Origin of the sequence: Flavobacterium sp. H122, assembly GCF_004959765.1 — a bacterium.
Classification (GTDB): domain Bacteria; phylum Bacteroidota; class Bacteroidia; order Flavobacteriales; family Flavobacteriaceae; genus Flavobacterium.
In genome coordinates, this window is the sequence record NZ_SJZD01000002.1 from 298,367 (window position 1) to 322,742 (window position 24,376).

The 24,376-nt window shown below is 36.1% G+C and carries 22 protein-coding genes and 1 tRNA gene; 9 read left to right on the forward strand and 14 right to left on the reverse strand.

Annotated features, from left to right (window positions below):
* Window positions 1-2: 2 nt before the first annotated feature.
* The 4 genes from EZM65_RS04845 to EZM65_RS04860 form a co-directional block, all read right to left on the reverse strand.
* The gene (locus EZM65_RS04845) at window positions 3-1,640 is read right to left on the reverse strand and encodes a T9SS type A sorting domain-containing protein (protein ID WP_136667419.1); all 1,638 of its coding nucleotides are present in this window, start codon (window positions 1,638-1,640) and stop codon (window positions 3-5) included.
* Between the two features lie 412 nt (window positions 1,641-2,052).
* Window positions 2,053-2,445 carry a hypothetical protein gene (locus tag EZM65_RS04850; RefSeq protein ID WP_136667420.1) on the reverse strand — a complete coding sequence of 131 codons (393 nt, stop codon included), beginning with the start codon at window positions 2,443-2,445 and terminating at the stop codon, window positions 2,053-2,055.
* A 31-nt stretch (window positions 2,446-2,476) separates the two neighbouring features.
* On the reverse strand, window positions 2,477-3,028 hold the full coding sequence (locus EZM65_RS04855; RefSeq protein ID WP_136667421.1) for a class I SAM-dependent methyltransferase: 552 nt from the start codon (window positions 3,026-3,028) through the stop codon (window positions 2,477-2,479).
* Window positions 3,029-3,034: 6 nt separating this feature from the next.
* Window positions 3,035-4,423 carry a dipeptidase gene (locus EZM65_RS04860; RefSeq protein ID WP_136667422.1) on the reverse strand — a complete coding sequence of 463 codons (1,389 nt, stop codon included), beginning with the start codon at window positions 4,421-4,423 and terminating at the stop codon, window positions 3,035-3,037.
* 156 nt (window positions 4,424-4,579) lie between these two features.
* Here EZM65_RS04860 and EZM65_RS04865 point away from each other — a divergent pair.
* Together EZM65_RS04865 and EZM65_RS04870 are read left to right on the forward strand one after the other, a co-directional pair.
* Window positions 4,580-4,661 (forward strand) — tRNA-Leu (locus EZM65_RS04865).
* Between the two features lie 52 nt (window positions 4,662-4,713).
* Window positions 4,714-5,610, forward strand: a complete 897-nt coding sequence (locus EZM65_RS04870) for a hypothetical protein (RefSeq protein WP_136667423.1) — start codon at window positions 4,714-4,716, stop codon at window positions 5,608-5,610.
* A 63-nt stretch (window positions 5,611-5,673) separates the two neighbouring features.
* On the opposite strand, the gene EZM65_RS04875 is transcribed toward EZM65_RS04870, so the two are convergent.
* Window positions 5,674-6,654 carry a TlpA disulfide reductase family protein gene (locus EZM65_RS04875; RefSeq protein ID WP_136667424.1) on the reverse strand — a complete coding sequence of 327 codons (981 nt, stop codon included), beginning with the start codon at window positions 6,652-6,654 and terminating at the stop codon, window positions 5,674-5,676.
* Between the two features lie 140 nt (window positions 6,655-6,794).
* On the opposite strand from EZM65_RS04875, the gene aspS reads away from it, so the two are divergent.
* From aspS to EZM65_RS04895, 4 genes are all read left to right on the forward strand, one after another.
* The gene (gene aspS, locus EZM65_RS04880; RefSeq protein WP_136667425.1) at window positions 6,795-8,546 is read left to right on the forward strand and encodes an aspartate--tRNA ligase; all 1,752 of its coding nucleotides are present in this window, start codon (window positions 6,795-6,797) and stop codon (window positions 8,544-8,546) included.
* Entirely contained in the window at window positions 8,547-9,083 is a 537-nt protein-coding gene (locus tag EZM65_RS04885) for a Crp/Fnr family transcriptional regulator (protein WP_136667426.1), read from the forward strand.
* Window positions 9,084-9,139: 56 nt separating this feature from the next.
* Window positions 9,140-9,694 carry a DinB family protein gene (locus EZM65_RS04890; protein WP_136667427.1) on the forward strand — a complete coding sequence of 185 codons (555 nt, stop codon included), beginning with the start codon at window positions 9,140-9,142 and terminating at the stop codon, window positions 9,692-9,694.
* An 88-nt stretch (window positions 9,695-9,782) separates the two neighbouring features.
* Complete coding sequence (locus EZM65_RS04895; RefSeq protein ID WP_136667428.1) at window positions 9,783-9,980, forward strand: cold-shock protein; 198 nt, start codon at window positions 9,783-9,785, stop codon at window positions 9,978-9,980.
* A gap of 126 nt (window positions 9,981-10,106) precedes the next feature.
* On the opposite strand, the gene EZM65_RS04900 is transcribed toward EZM65_RS04895, so the two are convergent.
* Window positions 10,107-10,547 carry a nucleoside deaminase gene (locus EZM65_RS04900; RefSeq protein WP_136667429.1) on the reverse strand — a complete coding sequence of 147 codons (441 nt, stop codon included), beginning with the start codon at window positions 10,545-10,547 and terminating at the stop codon, window positions 10,107-10,109.
* A 264-nt stretch (window positions 10,548-10,811) separates the two neighbouring features.
* On the opposite strand from EZM65_RS04900, the gene EZM65_RS04905 reads away from it, so the two are divergent.
* Both EZM65_RS04905 and EZM65_RS04910 read left to right on the forward strand, forming a co-directional pair.
* Window positions 10,812-11,219 carry a hypothetical protein gene (locus tag EZM65_RS04905; protein WP_136667430.1) on the forward strand — a complete coding sequence of 136 codons (408 nt, stop codon included), beginning with the start codon at window positions 10,812-10,814 and terminating at the stop codon, window positions 11,217-11,219.
* A 25-nt stretch (window positions 11,220-11,244) separates the two neighbouring features.
* A complete protein-coding gene (locus EZM65_RS04910; RefSeq protein ID WP_136667431.1) occupies window positions 11,245-13,011 on the forward strand; it encodes a 1-deoxy-D-xylulose-5-phosphate synthase in 1,767 nt (588 codons plus the stop codon).
* A 50-nt stretch (window positions 13,012-13,061) separates the two neighbouring features.
* Here the strand turns inward: EZM65_RS04910 and EZM65_RS04915 are convergent, their stop codons facing one another.
* From EZM65_RS04915 to EZM65_RS04950, 8 genes are all read right to left on the reverse strand, one after another.
* Window positions 13,062-16,436, reverse strand: coding sequence for a PA domain-containing protein (locus EZM65_RS04915; protein WP_136667432.1), 3,375 nt, complete (start codon window positions 16,434-16,436; stop codon window positions 13,062-13,064).
* 77 nt (window positions 16,437-16,513) lie between these two features.
* Complete coding sequence (locus EZM65_RS04920; protein ID WP_136667524.1) at window positions 16,514-17,854, reverse strand: deoxyguanosinetriphosphate triphosphohydrolase; 1,341 nt, start codon at window positions 17,852-17,854, stop codon at window positions 16,514-16,516.
* 85 nt (window positions 17,855-17,939) lie between these two features.
* The gene (locus EZM65_RS04925) at window positions 17,940-18,383 is read right to left on the reverse strand and encodes a GNAT family N-acetyltransferase (protein ID WP_371682986.1); all 444 of its coding nucleotides are present in this window, start codon (window positions 18,381-18,383) and stop codon (window positions 17,940-17,942) included.
* Window positions 18,383-18,607 (reverse strand): hypothetical protein, encoded by a 225-nt coding sequence (locus EZM65_RS04930; RefSeq protein WP_136667434.1) that lies wholly within the window; start codon window positions 18,605-18,607, stop codon window positions 18,383-18,385. The genes EZM65_RS04925 and EZM65_RS04930 overlap by 1 nt, the downstream gene beginning before the upstream one ends.
* 91 nt (window positions 18,608-18,698) lie before the next feature.
* Window positions 18,699-19,163 (reverse strand): RDD family protein, encoded by a 465-nt coding sequence (locus EZM65_RS04935; protein WP_136667435.1) that lies wholly within the window; start codon window positions 19,161-19,163, stop codon window positions 18,699-18,701.
* Window positions 19,164-19,222: 59 nt separating this feature from the next.
* A complete protein-coding gene (locus tag EZM65_RS04940) occupies window positions 19,223-21,634 on the reverse strand; it encodes a ribonucleoside-diphosphate reductase subunit alpha (RefSeq protein ID WP_136667436.1) in 2,412 nt (803 codons plus the stop codon).
* A gap of 218 nt (window positions 21,635-21,852) precedes the next feature.
* Window positions 21,853-22,830 carry a ribonucleotide-diphosphate reductase subunit beta gene (locus EZM65_RS04945; protein WP_136667437.1) on the reverse strand — a complete coding sequence of 326 codons (978 nt, stop codon included), beginning with the start codon at window positions 22,828-22,830 and terminating at the stop codon, window positions 21,853-21,855.
* Between the two features lie 244 nt (window positions 22,831-23,074).
* Window positions 23,075-23,641 carry a DUF3109 family protein gene (locus EZM65_RS04950; RefSeq protein WP_136667438.1) on the reverse strand — a complete coding sequence of 189 codons (567 nt, stop codon included), beginning with the start codon at window positions 23,639-23,641 and terminating at the stop codon, window positions 23,075-23,077.
* 127 nt (window positions 23,642-23,768) lie between these two features.
* Here EZM65_RS04950 and EZM65_RS04955 point away from each other — a divergent pair, with 127 nt between their 5' ends.
* Window positions 23,769-24,344, forward strand: a complete 576-nt coding sequence (locus EZM65_RS04955; RefSeq protein ID WP_211196193.1) for a MarC family protein — start codon at window positions 23,769-23,771, stop codon at window positions 24,342-24,344.
* Window positions 24,345-24,376 lie beyond the last annotated feature (32 nt).

Below are 24,376 nucleotides of genomic sequence, written 5' to 3' on the forward strand. Positions count from 1 at the left end.
CTCTATTTCTTTATAATTTTAATCGATTCTTCTTTGTTGTTGGTTTTGATATTGACGATGTATACACCTTGTGGGATGTTGCCCAAAGCCACGGGAATGGTGTGTTCTCCGTTGATTTTTTCAGCCCTGATGACTCTTCCCGCTAAATCGTAAAGGGTGATGGTTCCTTCTTTGTACTCAAAATTTATAATGACATTGGTGTAGCTGCTGGCTGGGTTAGGGTAGGCTTCAAATTCCAGTTTTTCTTTTTCCGGTTTCTGGATGTCTTTGAGCTTGACTACCCAGAAATCATGTTCTCCCTGTGCGCTCGATTTGTCTCTGGAAGCACCCCCGTTTGAGGTGCCCACAAGCACATAGCCACCGTCTCTGGTTTCGAAAAGTTTGCGCAGGACTTCGTTGCCTTTACTGCCTACTGTTTTGCTCCATAATTTTTCTCCCTTGGAATTTATTTTTATTCCTATGTAATCGTTTATGCCTTCTTTGTCGGTCGCTGAGGCTCTCGAAGCGACCCTTGAAGCACCCGAAGTCTCGCTTTGTGCATAGCCGCCTATCATAAAGGTTCCGTCAGGATTTTCAATGATTGAGGTTAGGATATCCAGTTTGCCGTAATCGTAGGTTTCCTGCCATTCAATAGTTCCGGCTTCATCGAGTTTTAGCACCCAAAAATCAGTTCCTTTACCATTGGCTTTGTTTTTGCTGTTGTCTGCACCGGAATTGCTGTTGCCTCCTGCCAGATAACCGCCGTCTTTGGTTGGGATTAAAGCAAATAAGTTGTCGTCCTGACTGCCACCTATGGTTTTTTCCCAGTCAATGTCTCCGTTGTGGTTGAGTTTTAGCACCCAGAAGTCGCCTTCGCCAAAGTTGTCTTTTGATTTATCTTCTGATTTCGGGGAATTGGAATAACTGCCCACAATGTAGCCGCCGTCTTTGGTTTGCGTAATGGCTTTGAGCTCATCGGCATACTGTCCGCCGTAGGTTTTTTGCCAAACCACCTCACCATTAGCATTTAACTTGATAATCCATAAATCCAAGTTGCCTTTTGAAGGGTCTTTTTTACCAAATTTATCTTCTTTTCCTCCTTCATTCAAAGGGGATTTGTCTGAACTTGAGGTACCACCAATAATGTAACCGCCATCGGCTGTTTTGTTGATGCTGTGCAGTTTCTCCTGTCCGTTGCTGCCAATGGTACGCTGCCATAGTTCATTGCCCTTTGGATCCAATTTGATAATCCAAAAATCAAAGTTGCCCTTGGTATCTTCTTTTTTGTCTGCACTTTTATTGGAATCAGAAATTCCACCTAAAATATATCCGCCTTCATTAGTGATTTGTATGCTTTGCAGATAGTCAAAGCCCTCTCCACCGTAAGATTTCTGCCATTCCATGCCTCCTTTTTCATTCATTTTCCAAAGCCAGTAGTCGTAGTTGCCTCGGCCGTCTTCGGCTTTGGTACCGTCTTTGCCCGAAATAGAACTTCCGGCCAGGATAAAACCATAATCAGGTGTGGCAACAGCATCGAATAAATATTCCGATTGTTTGCCGCCTAAGGTTTTTTCCCATAAAATATCCTGTGAATAGGTACTAATAGTGCTTAGCGAAGTGAATAGAAGCCATAGGAGGTTTCTTTTTGAAAATTCCAGCATGTGGTGTGTTTGTTTTATTTGTAAAAAATTTATTGCAAAAGTAGTGTTAAAAACAAACGCCAGTCAATCACCGAATTTGGTGATATTTTACTGTTTTTTCACTGTACTTAAAAAAGTATTTTCTTAAAATAAGCACAAATACTGTGCTCAAATTTTATTTTTTATAAAAAAGGCACAGGAATTGAGCTTAATAATTTTGAATTATAAATAAAGCACAAGGGATAAAGAGAGCTGGCTTTAAACATCAAGGTAGGATTAATGAAAGAGTTGTGAAAAAAACAATTTGTATAAATTTGAATAATTACAGTAAGAAAAAGGAAAGTTTTAAAAATCCTTAAAAATGAACCAGAGAAAAAAGTATTCCGTATAACAAACAAAAAACCTCAAAGTTTTAAGCTGTGAGGTTTATTTTTTAATTTGCTGATGTACTATCAGTTTTCATGGCGACTCCATACATATAATGCACTGTTTTTGTCTGCTTTCCGGTTTTGTCAAAAAAAATCCAGGGACCGTCGTAAAACCAATGTGATTCTTTTTCAGAAATTTGAGTCTTGGTTTTTCCTTTCTTTTCAACTTTACCGTTTTCGTAATAATGTGTTACGATAGCTGTGGAATCTTTTTTATATTTTTCTTTACGGGTTAATTTGCCGTCTATATAGTATTTCCAGGTTCTTACCGGAACGTCCATTTTATATACTTCCCTGTTTTTATAAATAAGTTTATTGTTCACACTGTCTAAAGTAACTATAGTTGTCCAAATTCCGTGTCTTTTCCCGTCAATTGTCCGGTTTGTTTTACAGCTCAAAAGAATTAAAAAAAAGACTAATAACAGGAGTTTATTTTTTACAGACATAAACAAAAGCAGGTGGGAGGTTTAGAAGAGTAAAATTGATGGTAACTTCGCTGAAATATCCTTCCAGTTTCTTTTTAGCATTCAAGGAATATTGAAATTGAATGTATTTTCCGTTTTCTGATAGTGCATTATCTGAATTGGTTAAAATACTATGGACTACATCATCCGGGATCATCGCAAAAGGCAATGAAGAAACAATATAATCAGCAGAGGTGTAACCGTTTTTATTCAAGTAATATTCTATTTTTTCGGCGCTGTCATTAATCAAAATTAATCGACTGTCATTTATCTGTTTTAATTCCTCTATGAAAGTCGGGTTGATTTCAAAGGCTAAAAGCTTTGCGTCAGGGCGCATATTTTCAAGAAGTTTTTTTGTAAAAACGCCTGTTCCCGGTCCAAATTCTACAATGCATTCCGACTGGCTGAAATTGATGGGTTCCAGCATTTTTTTAGCCAAAAAAGAGGAACTAGGCGACAATGCGCCTATAGTTCCTGTAGATTTTAAAACTTCTGAAATAAATTTTTTCTTACTCACAGAAGCTTATTTATTCATTTCTGTAAAATACTTGTAGAATAAAGGAATGGTTTCAATTCCTTTCAAGTAGTTGAAAATTCCATAATGTTCGTTTGGTGAGTGAATAGCATCGCTGTCCAGTCCAAATCCCATCATGATTGTTTTGGATTTTAATTCTTTTTCAAATAATGCTACAATAGGAATACTTCCGCCTGAACGTACCGGTATAGGTTCTACGCCAAAAGAGTCTTGGTATGCTTTGGCTGCCGCCTGATAACCAATACTGTCAATAGGGGTAACATAACCTTGACCTCCGTGGTGAGGTGTAACTTTTACTTTAACTGCTTTTGGAGCAATACTTTCAAAATGTTTTTGGAATAATTCGGTGATTTCCTCCCAGTCCTGATTAGGTACTAAACGCATTGAAATTTTAGCGAAGGCTTTACTTGCAATTACTGTTTTTGCACCTTCGCCTGTATAACCGCCCCAAATTCCGTTTACATCCAGTGTCGGACGGATTGAGTTTCTTTCGTTGGTTGTATAACCTGTCTCACCATATTCTTCAGCAATATCCAATGCTTTGTTATATGCTTCCTGACTGAACGGGCGTTTTGCCATTTGAGCTCTTTCTTCTTTTGAAAGTTCTGCTACTTTGTCGTAAAAACCCGGGATGGTAATGTGATTGTTTTCATCATGTAATGAAGCAATCATTTTAGTCAGTACATTAATAGGGTTGGCAACCGCACCTCCGTATAAGCCTGAGTGTAAATCACGGTTTGGACCGGTAACTTCAACTTCTACATAACTTAAACCGCGTAAACCTGTTGTTATCGATGGTTGTTGGTTTGAAATCATTCCTGTGTCTGAAATCAAAATTACGTCATTGGCTAATTTGTGTTGGTTTCTTTCTACAAACCAACCTAAACTTTTTGAACCAACTTCCTCTTCACCTTCAATCATGAATTTTACGTTACAAGGCAGGCAGTTGTTTTGAATCATGTATTCAAATGCTTTTACATGCATATACATCTGTCCTTTGTCGTCGCAGGCACCGCGTGCAAATATTGCACCTTCAGGGTGTAAATCTGTTTTTTTGATTACAGGTTCAAAAGGAGGGGAATCCCATAATTCAATTGGATCTGCCGGTTGTACATCGTAATGTCCGTACACTAAAACCGTTGGCAGATTTTTATCAATTATTTTTTCTCCGTAAACAATAGGGTAGCCGGGAGTTTCACATAATTCAACAACATCGCATCCTGCTTTTTCCAGACTTGCTTTAACGGCATTTGCTGTGTCTATTACATCTTGAGCATAAGCACTGTCAGCACTTACTGAAGGTATTTTTAATAAATCGATTAATTCATTTAAAAAACGTTCTTTGTTTTCCTGAACGTACTGTTTTATATTTTCCATTTTTAGTTTATATAGTAAAAGTCAAAGATAGGAAAATGAAAGTCCAATTTCTAAATTCCAAAACCCAATTTTGCTTTTCTGAAAAAATAAATTGGAAATTTATGATTTGCTGTTTGGAATTTAAAAAATATGTCTATATTTGCACTCACAATTTCTGCGGGTGTGGCGAAATTGGTAGACGTGCCAGACTTAGGATCTGGTGCCGCAAGGCGTGTAGGTTCGAGTCCTATCACCCGCACAAGAAGCTCAAACGAAAGTTTGGGCTTTTTTATTTTAAGGAATCTATGATGATGAGAATTTTACTTATTTTACTTTTCTTTCAGTTTTTCAACAATGTTTTTGCTCAAAATGAGCCTTTGGATAAAGGGAAGATAACCGTGTTGTCAGGTCAAAGAATGGATTTTAGAAAGCTTCATTATGAAGGGAATGAAGTAGTTTTTATTAATATCTCAACTAATTCGGAGTTTAGATATATGAAAAGTTCGATTAAACTTATCGAAAATGAGAAGGGTGAAATTGTTTATGGGAACCAAAATCTGATTGCCAAAGATATTGAAGCAAAAAAACGAGAACTTGAGAAAGAAAAAAACGACACACTTTTTAAACCTCGTTATCCAGAGGGTATCTACCTGACAAAAGAAGAGTTTATAAATAAAAAACCATCAAAAAGAGCTAGAGTAAGTCCTCGAGGTTTGTATGGTTTTGATAAGCCTTTGTTAACAACTATTGAGCACAATTGTTTCTTTTTTTATGCTGATTCTATTGATAAAGTGAAAAATGTATTTGCTGTTTCCTATAAAGGTCATCTGTATTTTCAAATAAAAGCTATTTTAGACAATCGAAACAAGACAGATAGAGCACAAACAAACGATTTTCCTAATAGTTTCGTTCGGGTATTAATAGGAGGAGAAAATTATTTTTACACTGAAGTAAATTTGGCAAACCAATGGGCTCAGGGATTGGCTTATGGTGCTGTTGGCGGTGCTTCTGGAGGTGCTCTTGCCCAAACCTTGATTTATGGTAAAGGTGTTGTCTGGGATTTTAAAAATTCAGAATTCAATATTTTTAAAAACTGTGAAGATTTTAATGATTTTATAAAAAACCTTTATCCCGAAGGTGTTCAAAAATGTGAAAATAAGCATCCTAATGCAATGGAGCAAAGAAAGGCTATTGAAAAGATAAAGTAAAGATTGTAGCGTAGTTATGATAATTAAAAAAAACGCCCAAACTTATGTTTGGGCGTTTTTAGTTTATTTTACTACAGAATCAAGAAGTCTTGTTAATTCTGGTGAAGAAGGTCTTGGAGCATCAGCATTGACGATTTTCCCATCAGGACCAATTAATATGAATCTTGGAATTCCTGTAATTCCGTAGCTTTTGGCAAAGTCTGAATTCCAATCTTTATCTGCCATTAATTGTACCCCGCCCAATTGTTTCTCGGTTACAAATTTTTTCCATTTCTCATGATCTTTTTGCTGATCAATAGAAATACTTACAAATTCAATGTTTTTGCCATGGTAGGCTTCTTCAGTCTTTTTTAAAGACGGAATTTCAGCTCTACAGGGACCGCACCAAGTTGCCCATACGTCAATATAAACATATTTTCCTTTAAAATCTTCTAGTTTGGTTGTGCCGCCTTTGTGATTTTCATAATTGAAACTTGGAGAATTCGTTCCGTTTAATTTTTTTAGCCCAAAAGATTGTTTGATATATTTTTCAAGTCCGGCTAACTCGGCTTCAGTGCTTTTTTTGAAAAGGTTTGTGAAATTTTCGTCTAAACCTTTCGGGATTGAACTAAATGTTTTTTCTTTTATTTTGTTTATTTCGGCAGTAAGCTGCGCTTCATCACCTGCATTCATTGCTGCGTCATAATCTTTGTCGTTTTGTGATGCCAGTCGTTTTGCTATAAAATTATTTTCTTTGGCTCCTTTACCTGTATAAACCAATGAAGCGTCAAAATTGTTATAGTCTAAAGTTGCTTTTAAATCGTTTCCGTTTTTTAAATATAAATTAGTGACTTGTTCACCCAATTTAAGTTGGTAAAAACCATCGGTTACATCTAATTTGGATTTGAATTCACCGTTTTTATCGGCAACAATCAATTTAGAGAAAGTACGACTTCTAATCAACAATGAATCACTGGGTTTATTTGCTGCATTCATTGTGAAATCTACTTGTGCAGTCAATGAAAGACTGGTTATAGTGAGTAATCCAAGAACAATTTTTTTCATGTTTTTTTAGTTGATGTATATTATGGACGTAAAAATAAAAGTAATTGAAACGTCTTATTGAAAAAATATGTTAATTTCTGTGTTTATATAAAAAGAAATTAGCTTTTAAAATAGTATTTTTGCATTCAAATTTTTAGAAAATGTACAGAAGTCATACTTGTGGCGAATTGAACGCTTCACATATCAATACAGAAGTTACCCTTGCCGGATGGGTTCAAAAATCACGTGATAAAGGTTTTATGATTTGGGTCGATTTACGCGACCGTTACGGAATTACCCAATTGATTTTCGACGAAAGCCGCACTGATAAAGCTGTTTTTGAATTAGCTAAAACATTAGGGCGTGAATTTGTTATTCAGGTAAAAGGTAAAGTGATTGAACGTGAATCTAAAAATCCAAATATGGCTACCGGTGATATTGAGATTTTGGTTTCTGAATTGACAATTTTAAATCAAGCGATAACACCTCCTTTTACAATTGAAGATGAAACGGATGGGGGAGAAGATATCCGTATGAAATATCGTTATCTTGATATTCGTCGTAATCCTGTTAAAAATAGTTTGTTGTTCCGCCATAAAGTAGCACAGGAAGTACGTAATTATCTTTCTAATCAAGGTTTTTGTGAGGTTGAAACACCTTATTTAATTAAATCAACGCCGGAAGGAGCCCGTGATTTCGTTGTGCCATCACGAATGAATCCTGGGCAGTTTTATGCCTTGCCACAATCTCCGCAAACATTCAAGCAATTGTTGATGGTAGGGGGTATGGATAAATATTTCCAAATTGTGAAATGTTTCCGTGATGAAGATTTACGTGCTGACCGCCAACCGGAGTTTACTCAAATTGACTGTGAAATGGCTTTTGTGGAGCAGGAAGATATAATTAATATGTTTGAAGGCTTAACGCGTCATTTGTTAAAAGAATTAAAAGGGATAGAAGTAGCTGAATTTCCAAGAATTACCTATGATTATGCCATGAAAACCTATGGTAATGACAAACCAGATATCCGTTTTGGAATGGAATTCGGGGAGTTGAACGCAGTAGCACAACATAAAGATTTTGGTGTTTTTAATGCAGCAGAATTGGTTGTTGGTATTGCTGTTCCAGGCGGGGCTTCTTATACCCGTAAAGAAATAGATGCTTTAATTGATTGGGTAAAACGTCCTCAGGTTGGAGCTTCGGGAATGGTGTACTGTAAGTATGAGGCTGATGGAAGTTTGAAATCTTCGGTAGATAAGTTTTATGATCAGGAAGATTTAAAAAAATGGGCAGAGGCTACAGGTGCTAAGCAAGGAGATATAATTTTTGTATTGTCAGGTCCTGCAAACAAAACCCGCACACAATTAAGTGCACTTCGTATGGAAGTGGCAACTCGTTTAGGATTACGTAAACCGGATGAGTTTGCACCGCTTTGGGTTGTGGATTTTCCATTGTTGGAATGGGATGAAGAAAGCGAAAGATACCATGCAATGCACCATCCGTTTACATCGCCAAAGCCGGAAGATATTCATTTAATTACTACGGAGCCAGGGAAAATCAGAGCAAATGCTTATGATATGGTGTTGAATGGTAATGAAATTGGCGGAGGTTCAATCCGTATTCATGATAAGGATTTACAGGCTAGAATGTTTGAACTTCTTGGATTCACTAAAGAAGAGGCTGAAAACCAATTTGGTTTCTTAATGAATGCGTTTCAATATGGTGCGCCGCCACATGGAGGTTTGGCATTTGGTTTAGATCGTTTGGTGGCAATTTTAGGAGGTCAGGAAACAATTAGGGATTTTATCGCTTTCCCTAAAAACAATTCGGGTCGTGATGTCATGATTGATGCGCCTTCAACGATTGATAATAAGCAATTAGATGAATTGTTTATCCAATTGAATTTGCAATAAATGAATTTTGAGGAGCAGCTCTATAAACTTTTTTCTGAACATGATTTGTTCGAGAAAGCCATAAAGCTCAAACGTAATGAGTTGCTTAAAGAAGAAAATTCTATAGATACTAATATTTATTATATAAAAGACGGAAGCCTTAAGGTTTCCGTTTTTATTAATGATGATGAGCAAATCATACGATTTGGCTACCAAAATAATTTTGTAGTAGCCTTAGACTCATTTTTAACTCATAAGCCTTCTAAGTTATATATTCAGGCGATTAAACAGTGTGAAGTTTTAGTTATTCCTAAACTATTATTTACCCAGTTCATTGAAAAAGATGTTACCCATCTGAAGCTTTGGAATGCTATTTTAGAGAATCTCATTACACAGCAGATGGAACGTGAAATTGATTTATTGACGGCTTCTTCAAAAGAACGTTATTTACGTGTTTTAAACAGAAGTCCAAAAGTGTTTCAGAAAATTCCGCATGGATTAATAGCGAGTTACTTAAGAATGTCGCCTGAGACTCTTTCCCGACTTAAAAAATCTTGATTTATATCAAAGGTTTTCAGATTTTATGTTTTTTACTTTGTAATAAAAACGTACTCATGAAAATAGAATCTGATAAGCTCATTCAAGACTTAGAAAAACTTACTAAGGAAAATATAAAATTTGCTGAGGAACTGAAGTTTTTAGACGAGAATACACTTCGGTACCGCAAAGACAATAATTCATGGAATGTTCTGGAATGTTTGGAACATTTAAACCGTTACGGGGATTATTATCTTCCTGAAATTAAAATGCAACTCAATAAATCCAATTTTCCATCAGAAAGGTTTTTCAAATCAGGCTGGTTGGGCAATTATTTTGCTAACAGCATGCTTCCCGGTGCCAAGATGAAACCGATGAAAACTTTTAAAGACAAAAACCCGCTTGGAACTTCATTGTCTGTTCAGGTAATAGATGTTTTTATTGGGCAACAGATGAAAATTCTGGATTTATTGGAGCAAAGCCATAAACATAATTTAAATAAAATCCATATAAAAATCAGCATAGCACGATGGCTGCGTATTAAACTGGGAGATACTTTCCGGTTTGTGATTAATCATAACTTGAGGCATATCAGTCAGATAAAAAATATTTTGAAAAATCGGCAGTCCTAAAATATTTTCTTGAAAATCAATGATAAAAACTTTTAAGTCTCAACAAAAAGATTATCTTTGGGATATTATTAACATTTATTTTTTTAAAATGCTAACAGGCAAAGTGAAATTTTTTGTAGAGTCTAAAGGTTTTGGATTCATTACAAACGACGAAACAGGAGCAGACATCTTTGTTCACATTACTGCAACAGGCGGTAAAGAACTTAAAGAAGGACAAAAAGTTTCGTACAACGAAGAAGATGGACGTAAAGGTAAAGTAGCTACTGATGTAGTTGTTATCGGATAATATATAATTATTTAAGATTACCGGAATGTTACACCGCTCCTTTTAGGAGCGGTTTTTTTATATCTAATTTGTTCGAATGTTGAGCGGTTTTGATTGTTGAAATTTATGATTTGAAATTTTAACGGTTTATCTTCTTTTCTTAAAAAAATCTTTCATTAAAGAAGCACATTCATTTTCCATAATCCCGGAAACTACTTCGGTTTTTGGATGCAATTTTCCACCCATGGATTTGTAACCTCTGCTTTCGTCAGTGGCGCCATATACGATTTTAGAAATCTGACTCCAGTACAAAGCTCCGGCACACATCTGGCAGGGCTCGAGTGTAACATAAAGTGTACAGCCTTTAAGATATTTTCCGCCCAGAAAATTTGCTGAAGCAGTAATGGCCTGCATTTCGGCATGAGCGGTAACATCATTGAGCATTTCGGTAAGATTATGGCTTCGGGCAATTATTCGGTTGTCAACAACTATTACCGCTCCTACAGGTATTTCGCCTTTTTCAAAAGCAGTTTCGGCTTCCTGAAGCGCCTTCTTCATGAAATATTCGTCAGTGAAAATGTTTTCCATAAGAACAAAAGTACAATATTGGAACAATTTTTGTGCATTTTGGAAAACTAAACACCATTCTATGAAAAGCAATGTTAAATTCTCTATTCCAAAGCCCTGTCACGAAGATTGGAACAGAATGAGTCAAGAAGAAAAGGACGTTTCTGTTCAGTCTGTTCAAAAACAGTAGTCGATTTTACGTCATCCTGCAACGAAAAAATTAACGAGTATTTGAGCCAAAATAAAGATCAAAGAGTTTGCGGGCGCTTTAGAGATGATCAACTGATGAAACAACAAGTTTTTACAGTTCCTCAATCGATACTGTACAAAAAAAGAAGTTTTAATAAAACGTTCTTATTGATGCTTTTTGTGGTAATGGGAACAACGTTATTTAGTTGTAAAAACCATAATGGGCAGACAGTGGGAGAAATCGCGATTGAGGATGATTCAAGTAATAGGGAAAGCGATACGTTAGCAACAGATGTTTTGGTGGGGAAAGCGAAAAACAATCAGTCTGATTCAGGTAAAGTACATTTGCCTCCTCCTCCGCCTAAAAAAGTAGAATCTAAATTTGTTAAACCAGAAGATTGGAAAGAAATTGAACTTAATGGTGTTACAGTGGGAATGATATTGCCTGAAATTCATGATGAGCAGATAGATTCTATTCATGGTAACATAAAGAGTAATAATTGATTTAAATGGATTAAATTTGTCTTTCATGAAAGGCAAATTATTACATTCCATAGATTCTCCTTCCGATTTAAAAAAATTGGAACTATCCCAACTTCCTGACTTAGCTCAGGAACTGCGTAATTTTATTATCGAAGTTATTTCTCAGAAAGAAGGGCATTTAGGAGCAAGTTTGGGTGTGGTGGAATTGACAATTGCACTGCATTACGTTTTTAATACACCCAATGATTTGCTGGTTTGGGATGTTGGACATCAGGCTTACGGACATAAAATTCTAACGGGCAGGAGAGATGTCTTTCATACCAACAGAGATTTTAATGGAATTTCAGGATTTCCTAAACGGAGTGAGAGTGTTTATGATACTTTTGGGGTGGGACATTCTTCAACTTCTATTTCTGCAGTGCTGGGAATGGCTATGGCTTCCAAGTTAAAAGGGGAAAATGAAAAACAGCATATTGCCGTAATTGGTGATGCTTCCATTGCATCGGGAATGGCGTTTGAAGCTTTAAATCATGCCGGTGATACTGATGCCAATGTGTTGGTTATCCTGAATGATAATGCTATAGGTATCGATCCAAGTGTTGGCGCATTAAAAGAATATTTAACATCTTTTAAGGAAGGGAATCTTCACGAAGAAAATAATATTTTCAAAGCTTTGAATTTTGATTATTCAGGGCCTATTGACGGACATGATTTAAACGGATTAATTACCGAATTGAATCGCCTTAAAAATGTAAAAGGCCCTAAATTTCTTCATGTTATTACCACAAAAGGGAAAGGGCTTACATTGGCTGAAGAAAATCAGGTTAAGTATCATGCCCCGGGAAAGTTTGATCCCGAAACAGGGAAGATTTACCCTAAAGAAGAGGATGGTTTACCTCCAAAATTTCAGGATGTTTTTGGGCATGCTTTAGTTGAATTGGCTGAAAAAAATGATAAAATAATAGGAGTGACTCCAGCAATGCCTTCAGGGTCTTCGATGAAGTTTATGATGGAAGCATTTCCGGACAGAGCTTTTGATGTTGGAATTGCAGAGCAACATGCTGTTACATTTTCTGCAGGAATGGCAACACAAGGGATGACAGTTTTTTGTAATGTGTATTCTACCTTTTTGCAAAGAGCTTACGATCAGGTTATTCATGATGTGGTTTTGCAGGATTTACCTGTAGTTTTTTGTTTGGATCGTGCAGGATTTGTGGGTGAAGACGGTGCCACTCACCATGGAGTATTTGATTTGGCTTATTTAAGTTGTATTCCAAATTTAATTATAACTGCCCCTTTAAATGAAATTGAGCTCAGAAATTTGATGTATACGGCTCAGTTGGGCTTGGAGCATCCAATATCAATTCGTTACCCCCGCGGAAGAGGTTTTGTTAAAGATTGGCAAAAACCATTTGAAAAAATTGAAATTGGAAAAGCAGTGTGTTTGAAGGAAGGCGATGATACAGCAGTTTTGTCAACAGGGACTATTGGCAACAATGTAATCAAAGCATTGGGAAGTATAAGCGAAAATAAACCAGCCCATTATCATTTTCCGTTTGTAAAGCCATTAGATGAAAAGGCACTTCATGAAATTGGCAGAAAATACAAAAAAATAATTACCATTGAAGAAGGTGTTGTGAATGGCGGTTTTGGCAGTTTGATAAGCAGTTTTTTTCTAGAACACGATTATTCGTTATCGATTAAAAAACTGGGAATTCCGGATGAATTTATAGAGCAGGGTACAGTGAATCAATTGCAGCAACTTTGTAAAATTGACGCCGATAATTTAATAGAATACTTTAAGACTTTATAAAAGAAAAACTCCGCTGAAAAGCGGAGTTTTTTGTGGTTTTCAATATGAAATTATCGAATGATTAGTTTTTGTGTTCCCTGAAATCCTTTCCCTGAAACTTTTAAAATGTAGTTTCCGGTGCTAAGTTTGCCAAAGTTGATTTCCTGTGAATTACCACTGATATTGATAATACTGTTATATATATTTTTACCCGAAATGTCAAATAGTTCAACCTTAGTGTCTCCATAGGTTTTTTCTGATGTAATGGTTACGTTTCCATTGCTTATTGTAGGGTAAACTTTAATATGATTGTCAGCAATTTCGTTTTTAGGATTTGATAAAGTCGCTGATAAAGCTCCGGAGAAAACGCCTCTTCCATAAGTTGCTGCAAAAACGTTGTATGCAGTTGGTGCAGTTGGTGAATTTGGCTGTAAATCTAAATCAGTAACTTTTACATTGCTCATTCCGTTGTAAGATTGTTTCCAGTCTAAATTTTGATCAGATGTCCCACTTGGGTTGAATGTATTGGCATACCATACACCTAAATCAGTTCCAATCATAATTTCAGCAGAGTTTAAGGGATTCTGTAAAATACATTTTACTGGTAAATCGGGTAGATTACCATCTAATTTGTACCAATTGGTTCCTCCATTTGATGTATACCAAATATTATTAACACCATAGTTGTGCATAGTCACAAAAATTTGGTTGTCATTTAAGCCAAATTCTATGTCTGAAACACTTCCTATGAATCCAGAACCTGTAATGTTTGTAGGTGTAAAAGGACTTGTTGCTGTGTTTGCGTTATCAAGTTTTAATAACCTGCCACTCATTGTTCCGATATAAAGTGTGTTTGGATTTGATTTTCCATTTGATAGGGTAGTTGCATAAGTTGTCAGGGAAGTACTTGTTAATGCTGTAACTGTAGCAGTTGAACTTAAATAATTAGTATATCTTCTTATTTGAAATGTTGTGGGACTTGTATTTGTATCCGTTGCCTCAGAATATACTATATCGTTTGTAGAATCTAAACTCATGGCAGGGTAAAATAAACCTAAACTGCTATTTTCATTAGATAGAGTACTTTTTATACTGCCGTCAAGATTTCTTGCATACATTCTGTTGTTGTTGGTGTAATTTGTAATGTAGTAAGTATTGCTGACAGTTGTTCCGTTTTGTTTGAATAAAGGTTTACCTCCGTCACCACCTTGAATCTCATAACTTCCGGTTAATCCGGTTGCTCCGGCTGATGTGCTTAATGTTGAAGGGAAATACTGAGAGCCGTTATCTTGGGATCCGGCAACAAAAAAATCATTTGTTGTGGAAGCGATGCCTCTTGGAGCAACTGCAACTCCAACAAATTGAGTTACGTTGAAACCATTATTTCTGCTTGTTATTGCGGTCGTAGAAGTTCCTGAAGCCGTAGACAGACTGCCACAATAATATATGCCTCCATCATTGCCAAAAACTCCGATATTTGGTGAGCCAGGTTTGAAAGTTAAAGCATGTTGGTCTGAATGAACGTTTTCTTGCCAACGAGAAATTTGTGTCCATGTACCTCCGCTATTTGTAGATCTGAAAAGATCTATACCTCCAATGAAAATCGTTGCGTCATTAGTTGGACTTGATTCTATCATCAGATCATAAAAAGCTTGGTACCCTGTAAATCCAGCAATATATTCCCTTGATGGATTATTAGGACCGCTTGAGTAAACACTTGTTGGGAGTGTTATTACACTCGGTGTGGTAGCGAATTTATCAGTTGTTTTTTCAAGTTTGATTTCCCATGCTGCTTCTGTTGTAGCATTAGGTGTCATGTTTTTTAGTTGTGATAAAACATAAACCGTGTTTGCATTAGTATTTGAAGTTTCTATTTCGACTCTGGATCCAGTTCCGCCTGTTCCTTTTGTACCACTTGTGTATCCAACTACAGAATGTTTCAATTGGAATGTAGTGCCATTGTCCTGAGAAGAAAATACTCTTCCTCCTCCATCTCCAAAGGTCCAGCTGTCAGTAGAAGAAACCCAAATGTTGCCGTCAATTCCTATTTCAATGTCATTTGGGCAGGTTGGACGATTTGCCGGACTATTTGGTAAGTTTAATTTAGTCCATGTTGAGCCACCGTTTGTAGATTTGTATAATCCAAATTTAGTTGCGTCAAATAATGCTCCGTCTCTGGATTCTGAATAATAACCATCACCAACAGCTGCGTAAATTTCTGAGTTTCCTGAATTGTTCTTCACAACAATATCATTAATGAAATTGATACCGCTTATTTCCAGACCTGAAAAGTCGTTTGGAGCGGCTGTTTTGAATTTTCCTGTTAGGTTGGATAAGTTGTTGATAAGTAAATCACCATCTTCTTTGGATATCATTATGGTAGGTACAGTTCCTGTTACCGCAGCGTCTTCAGCCATATTGAATACACCTCCGCCGGCAACATTATTAATTATAATGACCCCTAAGGCGCCTTTTGTTTGTGCATTTACAGATTTTGACTCAAATGAGCAAGTACCTCTTCTTATCAAAACTATTTTGCCTGAGTAATTTTCAGAAGAAACGGTACAGCCGTCATCTGTAGGAGCTGTTCCGTCGTTAACTAATACTATAGGTGCAGTAATTTCAGAGTTAATTGCGCCACCAGGCCATGTTGCTAATCCTGTTGTATAAGTGTTAATTACATTCGTGTTAGAAGGTGATGTGATTTCTAATTTGTAAAGTTTTTTTATTTCGCTGGTCACGGCTCCACCTCCAAAAACTCTTGCCCAGGTGTTTCCATTATCAGTTGTTTTCCATATACCATTACCGTTTACATCGCCAGCAACATAAGATTCTCCTGTTCCTACATACCATGTGTTGGTGTTGTTAGGGTCTATTGCTATATTTTGCACATTTATATGTTCAGGGAAAGATGTAATTCGACTCCATGTAGAATTTGAATTCGAAATGTTCGTATTTTTCCATAATCCGCCACTTACACCGCCTGCAATTACTGTATTGTAATTGGTGTCGCTCGGATCGAAAATTATTGCTCTGGTTCGTCCACCTACGTTGTTTGGGCCCCTTTCTATCCAATTGTTGTCAGTAGCGTCTCCAGGAATTCTTTGAGAAGGACTCTCAGTTCTTTTATTTTTTAGTTCTTCACGTATTTTGTTAAGATTTTCCGGTGTAGGATACCCTTTTTCAGGATTCATTGTAAGTAACCATTCCTGCTCAAAATATTGATTAGGAGGAAGGCCGGCAGCTTTTCTCTCAGACCTTGAAATGTTGAAATATTTATTGATTTTGTTGTTTGCAAGATGAAATTCATGTTTTTTTCGAATTTCTTTGATTTGCTTTTTAGTATATGTTTTCTTTTGTTTACTCTCAACTTTATTGTTTTGTTGTGAATAAGCAGGGCTGAAAACTACTAAAATTGTAAGGGTTAAAAGTAGTTTTTTCATCATAAATTATAGTTTTGTTTTTAAATTGGGAAGCAAAAATATGAAAGGTTTTTAAAATATCAGGATTTTAACAAAATAAATCAATTTTTTGTAGAAATCATCTTACTGAACAATAGGGCATTACCATCAGTCAGCATCGAGACAAAATGTGAAATATGCAATAATCTTTCGTAAAGCGTTTCTTTTTCCAGACTGTGTTTTTCAGGCAGGATTTTCAATAAAAGCTTGTCCAGATTGGTTTCTTTACCTTCAAATTTGTTGTTGTAGGCAGTAATAAATTTGTCCAGTAGGTTATTGATTATCTGATAGCCGTTAATTTCTTTTTCAATTACTTCGCGGCTTTGGTAGATGTTTTTGACGCTCAAATTGATAATATCATTCATTTGAGCATTGTATTTTGATTTATCGGTTAAAGCATAAGGAAACTTTCCTTGTAAAATTAATTCCTCATTTTCAATAAATACATTTACAGCATCATTAATCAAACTTCCTATTGCCAGGGCACGCAGGTAACTGATTCGGTCTTCTTTTGTGGTCAGAGCATTGTATTTTGAGGTGTCAATGGAATCTTTAACCAATTTTATTAGATATTCCAGGGCATAATCTTCAGAAACCAAGCCTAAATTGATTCCGTCTTCAAAATCTATTATTGTATAACAAATGTCATCAGCGGCTTCAACAAGGTAAGCAAGCGGATGACGTTCGTAACCAATGTCATTTCCTGATTTATTAACTATCAAACCTAATTCTTCGGCAACTTCTTTGAAGAAATTTTTGTCCTGTTGGAAGAAGCCGTATTTTTTATCTGCAATATTTGAAGTTGGTTTTTTAGGCAGACTTTCTTTCGGGTATTTCATAAAAGCTCCTAAAGTGGCGTAAGTCAAACGTAAACCGCCTTCCACGCCAGGTCGTGAGCTTGTTAAAACCGAAAATCCATTGGCATTTCCTTCAAAATCGATTAAATCCTGCCATTCTTTTTCTGTTAACTGGTCTTTGAATTTCAGTCCGTTGCCAATCGAGAAATATTCACCGATGGCTTTTTCTCCTGAATGGCCAAAAGGAGGATTTCCTATATCATGCGCTAGTGCCGCGGCTGCAACAATTGCTCCGAAATCATTGGCTTGGTAACCGTGGATTTCCTGCAGATATGGGTATTTCTCCAAAATTTTTTTTCCTACTAAGCGTCCTAACGAACGTCCCACAACCGAAACCTCCAGACTGTGGGTTAACCGTGTATGCACGAAATCGGTTTTAGAAAGAGGGATAACCTGAGTTTTATCCTGTAAACTTCTAAAGGCAGCCGAAAATATTACTCGGTCATAATCGACTTCAAAGCCTAATCTTGTATCGTCTTGTTCTTTGCGTAAACGTTTACTGGTGTCGCCTTGGCGTTTTAAAGATAGAAGTTGTTCCCAGTTCATCATAGGGTTTTAGTTTGTTGATTTTGAAGTTTTCGCTTAGGTTTTCTTGAGCGAAACATTTTTTGAAGTTTCGAAGATAGGAAATTTACTTTTCTTTCTTCATGCAGATGCTGTTTTCTACCCCAATGTATTGGCCATAATTTGGTATTAAGTGATAACCCGATTTTTTGTATAGTACAATGGCACTTTCTAATTTTGGAGAGGTTTCAAGTATAAAATTATGATAGCCGCATTCTTTAGCCCAGTTTTCTATTTCGTTTAAAATTAATGTTGCCACGCCTTTTCCTCTTTGGTCAGGATGTACAAACATCCGTTTGATTTCGGCTGTTTCCTGATCGTATTCTTTGAACCCTCCGCAAGCTATGGCCTGTCCGTTTTCATATACCACTACAACATGTTCCAGAAATTTATTGTTATAATGTGCAAAGAAATCTCTTTGTTCGCCATCAATGTCCACTAAATATTCATCAAATAAACCTGAAAGGCATTTGAAGTCTGGATTATCAGAGTTGGTGCGGAACAGTTTCATTATTTGTTGTTTGATAGAAAGAAATTTCTTGATTTTTTTGGATATTTATCGTAACTTTTATCACTTGGATTTTCAATAACAGTTTTGATATTGATTTCATCTCCCACTTTGAAGTTCGCTTCGGTATATTTGTAATCCAAAAGATATTCACCGCAGAAATAATTCCCGTCGCTGTCTTTTTCAATAATTCCAGTATAAACTCCTTTTTCTTTTTCTTTTGACATGATTATTTGCTTTAATCCTCAAAGGTACAAATTGCTTTGCAATGTTATTAAAATCCAACTTGGTTAAAATGTATGGTATTATCTTTTATTGTTACGTGTTTTTATTTTCTTTCAAATAAAAGTCTAATTTATTTTTTTTAACAACAAATGTTGATGAGTATTCATCATGTAGTCCTAATTTTCTACCTCTTAAAAAAGTTAAATATTCAAAAGGTATAATCCTTAAGGTACTCCTCGCCAGAATTTCAATTTTTGCAGGTTTTTCTCCATTGGAATTAACTACTATGGTTTTCGTGATAAATTTAGAAATACTTCTTTGAAGTATAGTTTCTGTTGTTGAGTAATAAATAAAAATGAAAATCGAATTTGCTAAAAATAATTCATAAACATCTAATGTGTAATACCAATTTGTTACTCTATTGCCGTTTGAAACTAATTCTGTTAAATGAAAAAAAATTGTGAGTAGAATTTTCACGCAAAAAAGATCAATTAAAAAATTAACAATTCTGATGTTTTTACTTGCTAATAGAAATTTTGGAAAGTTTATTTTATTCATACTTTAAATTAAAACAGCCATCCGAAGATAGCTGTTTCTGTTTTTAAATTCTAAAATTCTTATGATCCGCACATTTCGCAGTCTTCCGGGCCTGCGTTGCGGGAACGTTCTATCATTGCTCTGAACTCATCAGCAGTCAATTCTCCTTCAGGAGCTACTACTTCAACTTCAGTGGGTTCAATCTTAGTGGGTTCTGCTTTTTTCTCATTGTTTAATGTGAACTTAATTGCGTCTACCGCTGCTTTGGTTCTTAAATAATACATGCCTGTTTTTAAACCTGATTTCCAGGCATAGAAATGCATTGATGTAAGTTTTGCAAACGTTGCACCTTCCATGAAAAGGTTTAACGATTGTGACTGGTCAATAAAATAACCACGGTGACGGGACATATCAATGATGTCTTTCATCGACATTTCCCATACAGTTTTGTATAGCTCTTTTAAATCGTGCGGAATACGTTCGATGTTTTGTACTGAACCGTTGTGGCGCATGATTTCCTGTTTTAATTCTTCATTCCAAAGGCCACGTTTTACAAGGTCTTCCAATAGGTGCTTGTTTACTACAATAAACTCACCTGAAAGTACTCTTCGTGTATAGATGTTTGAAGTATATGGTTCAAAAGCTTCGTTGTTTCCAAGAATCTGTGAAGTAGAAGCCGTAGGCATAGGTGCCATCAATAACGAGTTACGTACTCCGTGCTCCATAACTTCCTTGCGTAATGATGCCCAGTCCCAACGTCCTGATAATTCTTCATCTTTTACTCCCCAAAGGTTGTGTTGGAATTCCCCTTGTGAAATGGGAGAACCTGCAAATGTTGAGTAAGCGCCTTCTTCTTTTGCCATTTCCATCGAAGCTGTTACTGCAGCAAAATACATGGTTTCGAAGATTTCCTGGTTTAATTTTTTTGCTTCATCACTTGTAAACGGCATGCGTAATAAAATGAAAGCATCCGCCAAACCTTGTACACCAAGACCTATAGGGCGGTGACGCATATTAGAGTTTTCGGCTTCTTTTACAGGATAGTAATTTCTGTCGATAACCTTGTTCAGGTTGCGTGTTACACGTTTGGTAACTTTGTATAATAATTCGTGATTGAACTCATTATTTTCAACAAACATAGGTAATGATAATGAAGCTAAATTACATACAGCAATCTCATCTGCTGATGTGTACTCCATAATTTCAGTACATAAATTTGAAGAACGGATAGTTCCTAAATTCTTTTGATTTGATTTACGGTTAGCCGCATCTTTGTAAAGCATGTAAGGAGTTCCGGTTTCGATTTGCGATTCCAGAATTTTTTCCCATAACTCACGTGCTTTGATGGTCTTGCGTCCACGGCCTTCGTTTTCGTATTTGGCATACAAAGCTTCAAATTCGTCACCATAAACATCATATAATCCCGGACATTCATTAGGACACATTAAAGTCCATTTGTCATCAGTTTCAACACGTTTCATGAACAAGTCAGATGTCCACATTGCGTAAAATAAATCACGTGCACGCATTTCTTCTTTACCGTGATTCTTTTTTAAGTCAAGGAAATCCATGATATCAGCATGCCATGTTTCAATGTAAACAGCGAAACTTCCTTTACGTTTTCCTCCACCTTGATCTACATAACGGGCAGTGTCGTTAAATACACGTAACATTGGTACGATCCCGTTTGAAGTTCCGTTTGTGCCGCGGATGTAAGATCCTGTAGCACGGACATTATGAATTGATAAGCCGATTCCTCCTGCTGATTGTGAAATTTTAGCAGTTGATTTTAAAGTATCATAAATTCCGTCAATACTGTCATCCTGCATTGCTAAAAGGAAACAAGAGGACATTTGCGGTTTTGGTGTTCCGGAATTGAAAAGTGTAGGTGTAGCGTGAGTAAAGAATTTTTTAGACATCAACTCATACGTTTCAATAACCGCTTCAAGGTTGTCTAAATGTATTCCTACAGAAACACGCATCAGCATATGTTGAGGACGTTCTACAATTTTACCATTGATTTTTAGTAAATAAGAACGTTCCAGTGTTTTAAATCCGAAGTAATCGTAGTTAAAGTCACGATTGTAAATCACATGCGAGTCTAAAAACTCTGCATTTTCCATAATCACTTTGTGAACTTCTTCCGAAAGAAGAGGTGCTTCCTGACCTGTTCTTGGGTTCACATAGTGAAACATATCGTTCATGGTTTCTGAGAACGATTTTTTTGTGTTTTTGTGCAGGTTTGAAATAGCAATTCTTGCCGCAAGCTGCGCATAATCTGGATGCGTTACCGTCATTGCCGCTGCAGTTTCAGCTGCAAGGTTGTCAAGTTCTGATGTGGTAACACCATCGTATAATCCTTCAATTACACGCATAGCCACTTTTACAGCGTCTACCATATCGTTTAAACCATAACACAGTTTCTTGATTCTGTCTGTGATTTTGTCGAACATTACAGGCTCTTTGTGCCCGTCTCTTTTTACTACGTACATAGTTTGTTAGTTTGTGAAAACAGACAATCCCTTCTCTGTTTTCGAGTTAATAATTAATGAATAAACACCAGTCTCCCGACTATTACTAATGGGTGTTTTTTTTGATTGCCGGTTTCGAGAGCCTCAACCAGCAATTATAATCTTGAAATGAATAAACATTGGTTTAAGTCTTTAAAACCAATAGTTGTTTTATTTGAATAGTCTGAAATAATTTCAAATTAAAAATCAGCGTCGAAACTGATTTTGTTTGAATCAGTGTCATTGTTCATTACACCCGCTTTTTGATATTCTGCTACACGTTTTTCAAAAAAGTTGGTTTTTCCCTGTAATGATATCATGTCCATAAAATCGAATGGATTATTAGCGTTGAATACTTTTGCACAGCCTAATTCTACCAATAATCTGTCGGCTACGAATTCTAAATACTGAGTCATTAAAGTAGAATTCATACCTATTAAACTTACTGGAAGTGATTCGGTGATGAACTCGCGTTCAATATTTAAAGCATCTACAATAATTTCTGAAATTCTGGTTTTAGAAACTTTGTTTACTAAATGGTGATTGTGCAAGTGGACTGCAAAATCACAGTGAACGCCTTCATCGCGGGAAATCAATTCGTTAGAGAAGGTTAGTCCCGGCATCAAACCACGTTTCTTTAACCAGTAAATTGAACAAAACGCACCGGAGAAGAAAATTCCTTCTACAGCGGCAAAAGCAATTAAACGTTCAGCAAAAGAATCTGATTCAATCCATTTTAAAGCCCATTCCGCTTTTTTTCTGATGGCAGGAAACACCTCTATAGCGTGGAATAGCTCGTTTTTCTCAGCATCATCCTTAACATAAGTGTCAATCAATAAAGAATAGGTTTCGCTATGGATGTTTTCCATCATGATCTGGAAACCGTAAAAGAATTTAGCTTCCGGATATTGTACCTCATTTACGAAGTTTTCAGCCAAGTTTTCGTTTACAATTCCGTCAGAAGCGGCAAAAAACGCTAAAATATGTTTGATGAAGTATTTTTCGTCATCATTTAGCTTTGAGTTCCAATCAGTAAGGTCTTGGTGCAAGTCAATCTCTTCTGCAGTCCAGAAGCTTGCTTCCATTTTTTTGTACCATTCCCAGATATCATGATGCTTGATAGGGAAGATTACAAAACGATCTTTGTTTTCTTGTAAAATGGGTTCAATAGTAGCCATAGCTATATGAGGAATTATAGTTTAAAAATTATTTGATTGTTTATGCAATTGGGAACTACAAAGATTCAAATTTGTACGCAAAAAAGAAAGATTTAGTTATTCACAATTACCCTGAGTTTTTAACATTCCTTTAAAATCAAAGCTTTCGGAATGATTTATTTATACCTCTGAAAATCAATAACTTAAAAAGTGAATTTTTTGTTAAGCATTGAAAAATAAGGCCTTTTCAAAAAAAAGAAACGGGCTATTTTTTAAGTTCTTTTGCAACTTGTTCCAGTTCTTCATACCACTCATTTCCAAAACGTCTGATGAGGGCTTCTTTTACAAATTTATAGACCGGAACCTGAAGTTCTTTGCCTAACGAACAGGCATCGCTGCAAATGTCCCATCGGTCATAATTTACAGCCTGAAAACTGCTGAATTCTTTTATACGGATTGGGTATAAATGACAGGATACCGGTTTTTTCCAGTCAATTAAACCTTGGTTGTAGGCTTGCTCAATTCCGCAAAGTGCGGTTTGGCCGTCAAAAATAACATAGGCGCAGTCTTTGTTGTCAATTAAAGGAGTGCCTAATTCGTTGTCTTTGTCAACAACCCAAGTACCCTGCTCCTCAATAGCTGCAATACCTTCCGGTCGTAAAAACGGTTTTACTTTAGGGTAGATTTCTTCAAGAATTGAAGTTTCTTCCTTCAATAACGGAGCTCCGGCATCACCATCTATACAACAAGCCCCTTTACAAGCGGTTAGATTGCATACAAATTCTTTTTCGAGAATATCTTCGGATACTATGGTTTTGCCTAATTGAAACATTTTTTATTTTTTTGCAAAGGTACTTCTTTTGTTACGAAATCTGAAATCAGGACTACAAGAATCTATCGGAATTCCTTAATCTGTCCTTAAGAATAAAAAAATCCTTACATTTGTTAAAAGCGTAATTATGAATTTTGATTGGAAAGAAGTCTTTACTGTTGGTATGGTTTTATTTGCGGTAATAGATATTGTAGGTACTATTCCTATTATTGTTGACCTGCGAAATAAAATAGGGCATATTCATGCCGAAAGAGCCAGTGTGGTTTCCGGTCTGATTATGATTACCTTTTTGTTTGTAGGAGAAGAGATGCTTAAATTTATTGGTGTTGACGTGAAATCTTTTGCTGTTGCGGGTTCAATTGTGCTTTTCTTTTTGTCGCTCGAAATGATACTGGGAATTAGTATTTATAAAGATGAGGAACCAAAAACGGCCAGTATTGTACCGCTTGCTTTTCCTTTAATTGCCGGTGCCGGGACAATGACTACGCTGCTTTCGCTCCGTTCAGAATACCAGTCGATTAATATAGTGGTTGCCATACTTTTAAATATTATTATTGTATATGCTGTTTTAAAACTATCCGGGAGAATTGAAAAATTATTGGGACCAACAGGTTTAGGTGTGGTTCGTAAAGTTTTTGGAGTTGTTTTACTGGCTATTGCTGTTAAATTATTTGCTGCTAATGTTAAAGGGTTGTTTGTTTAGGGGTAAAAAATGTAACTTTGTCCAATAAATCC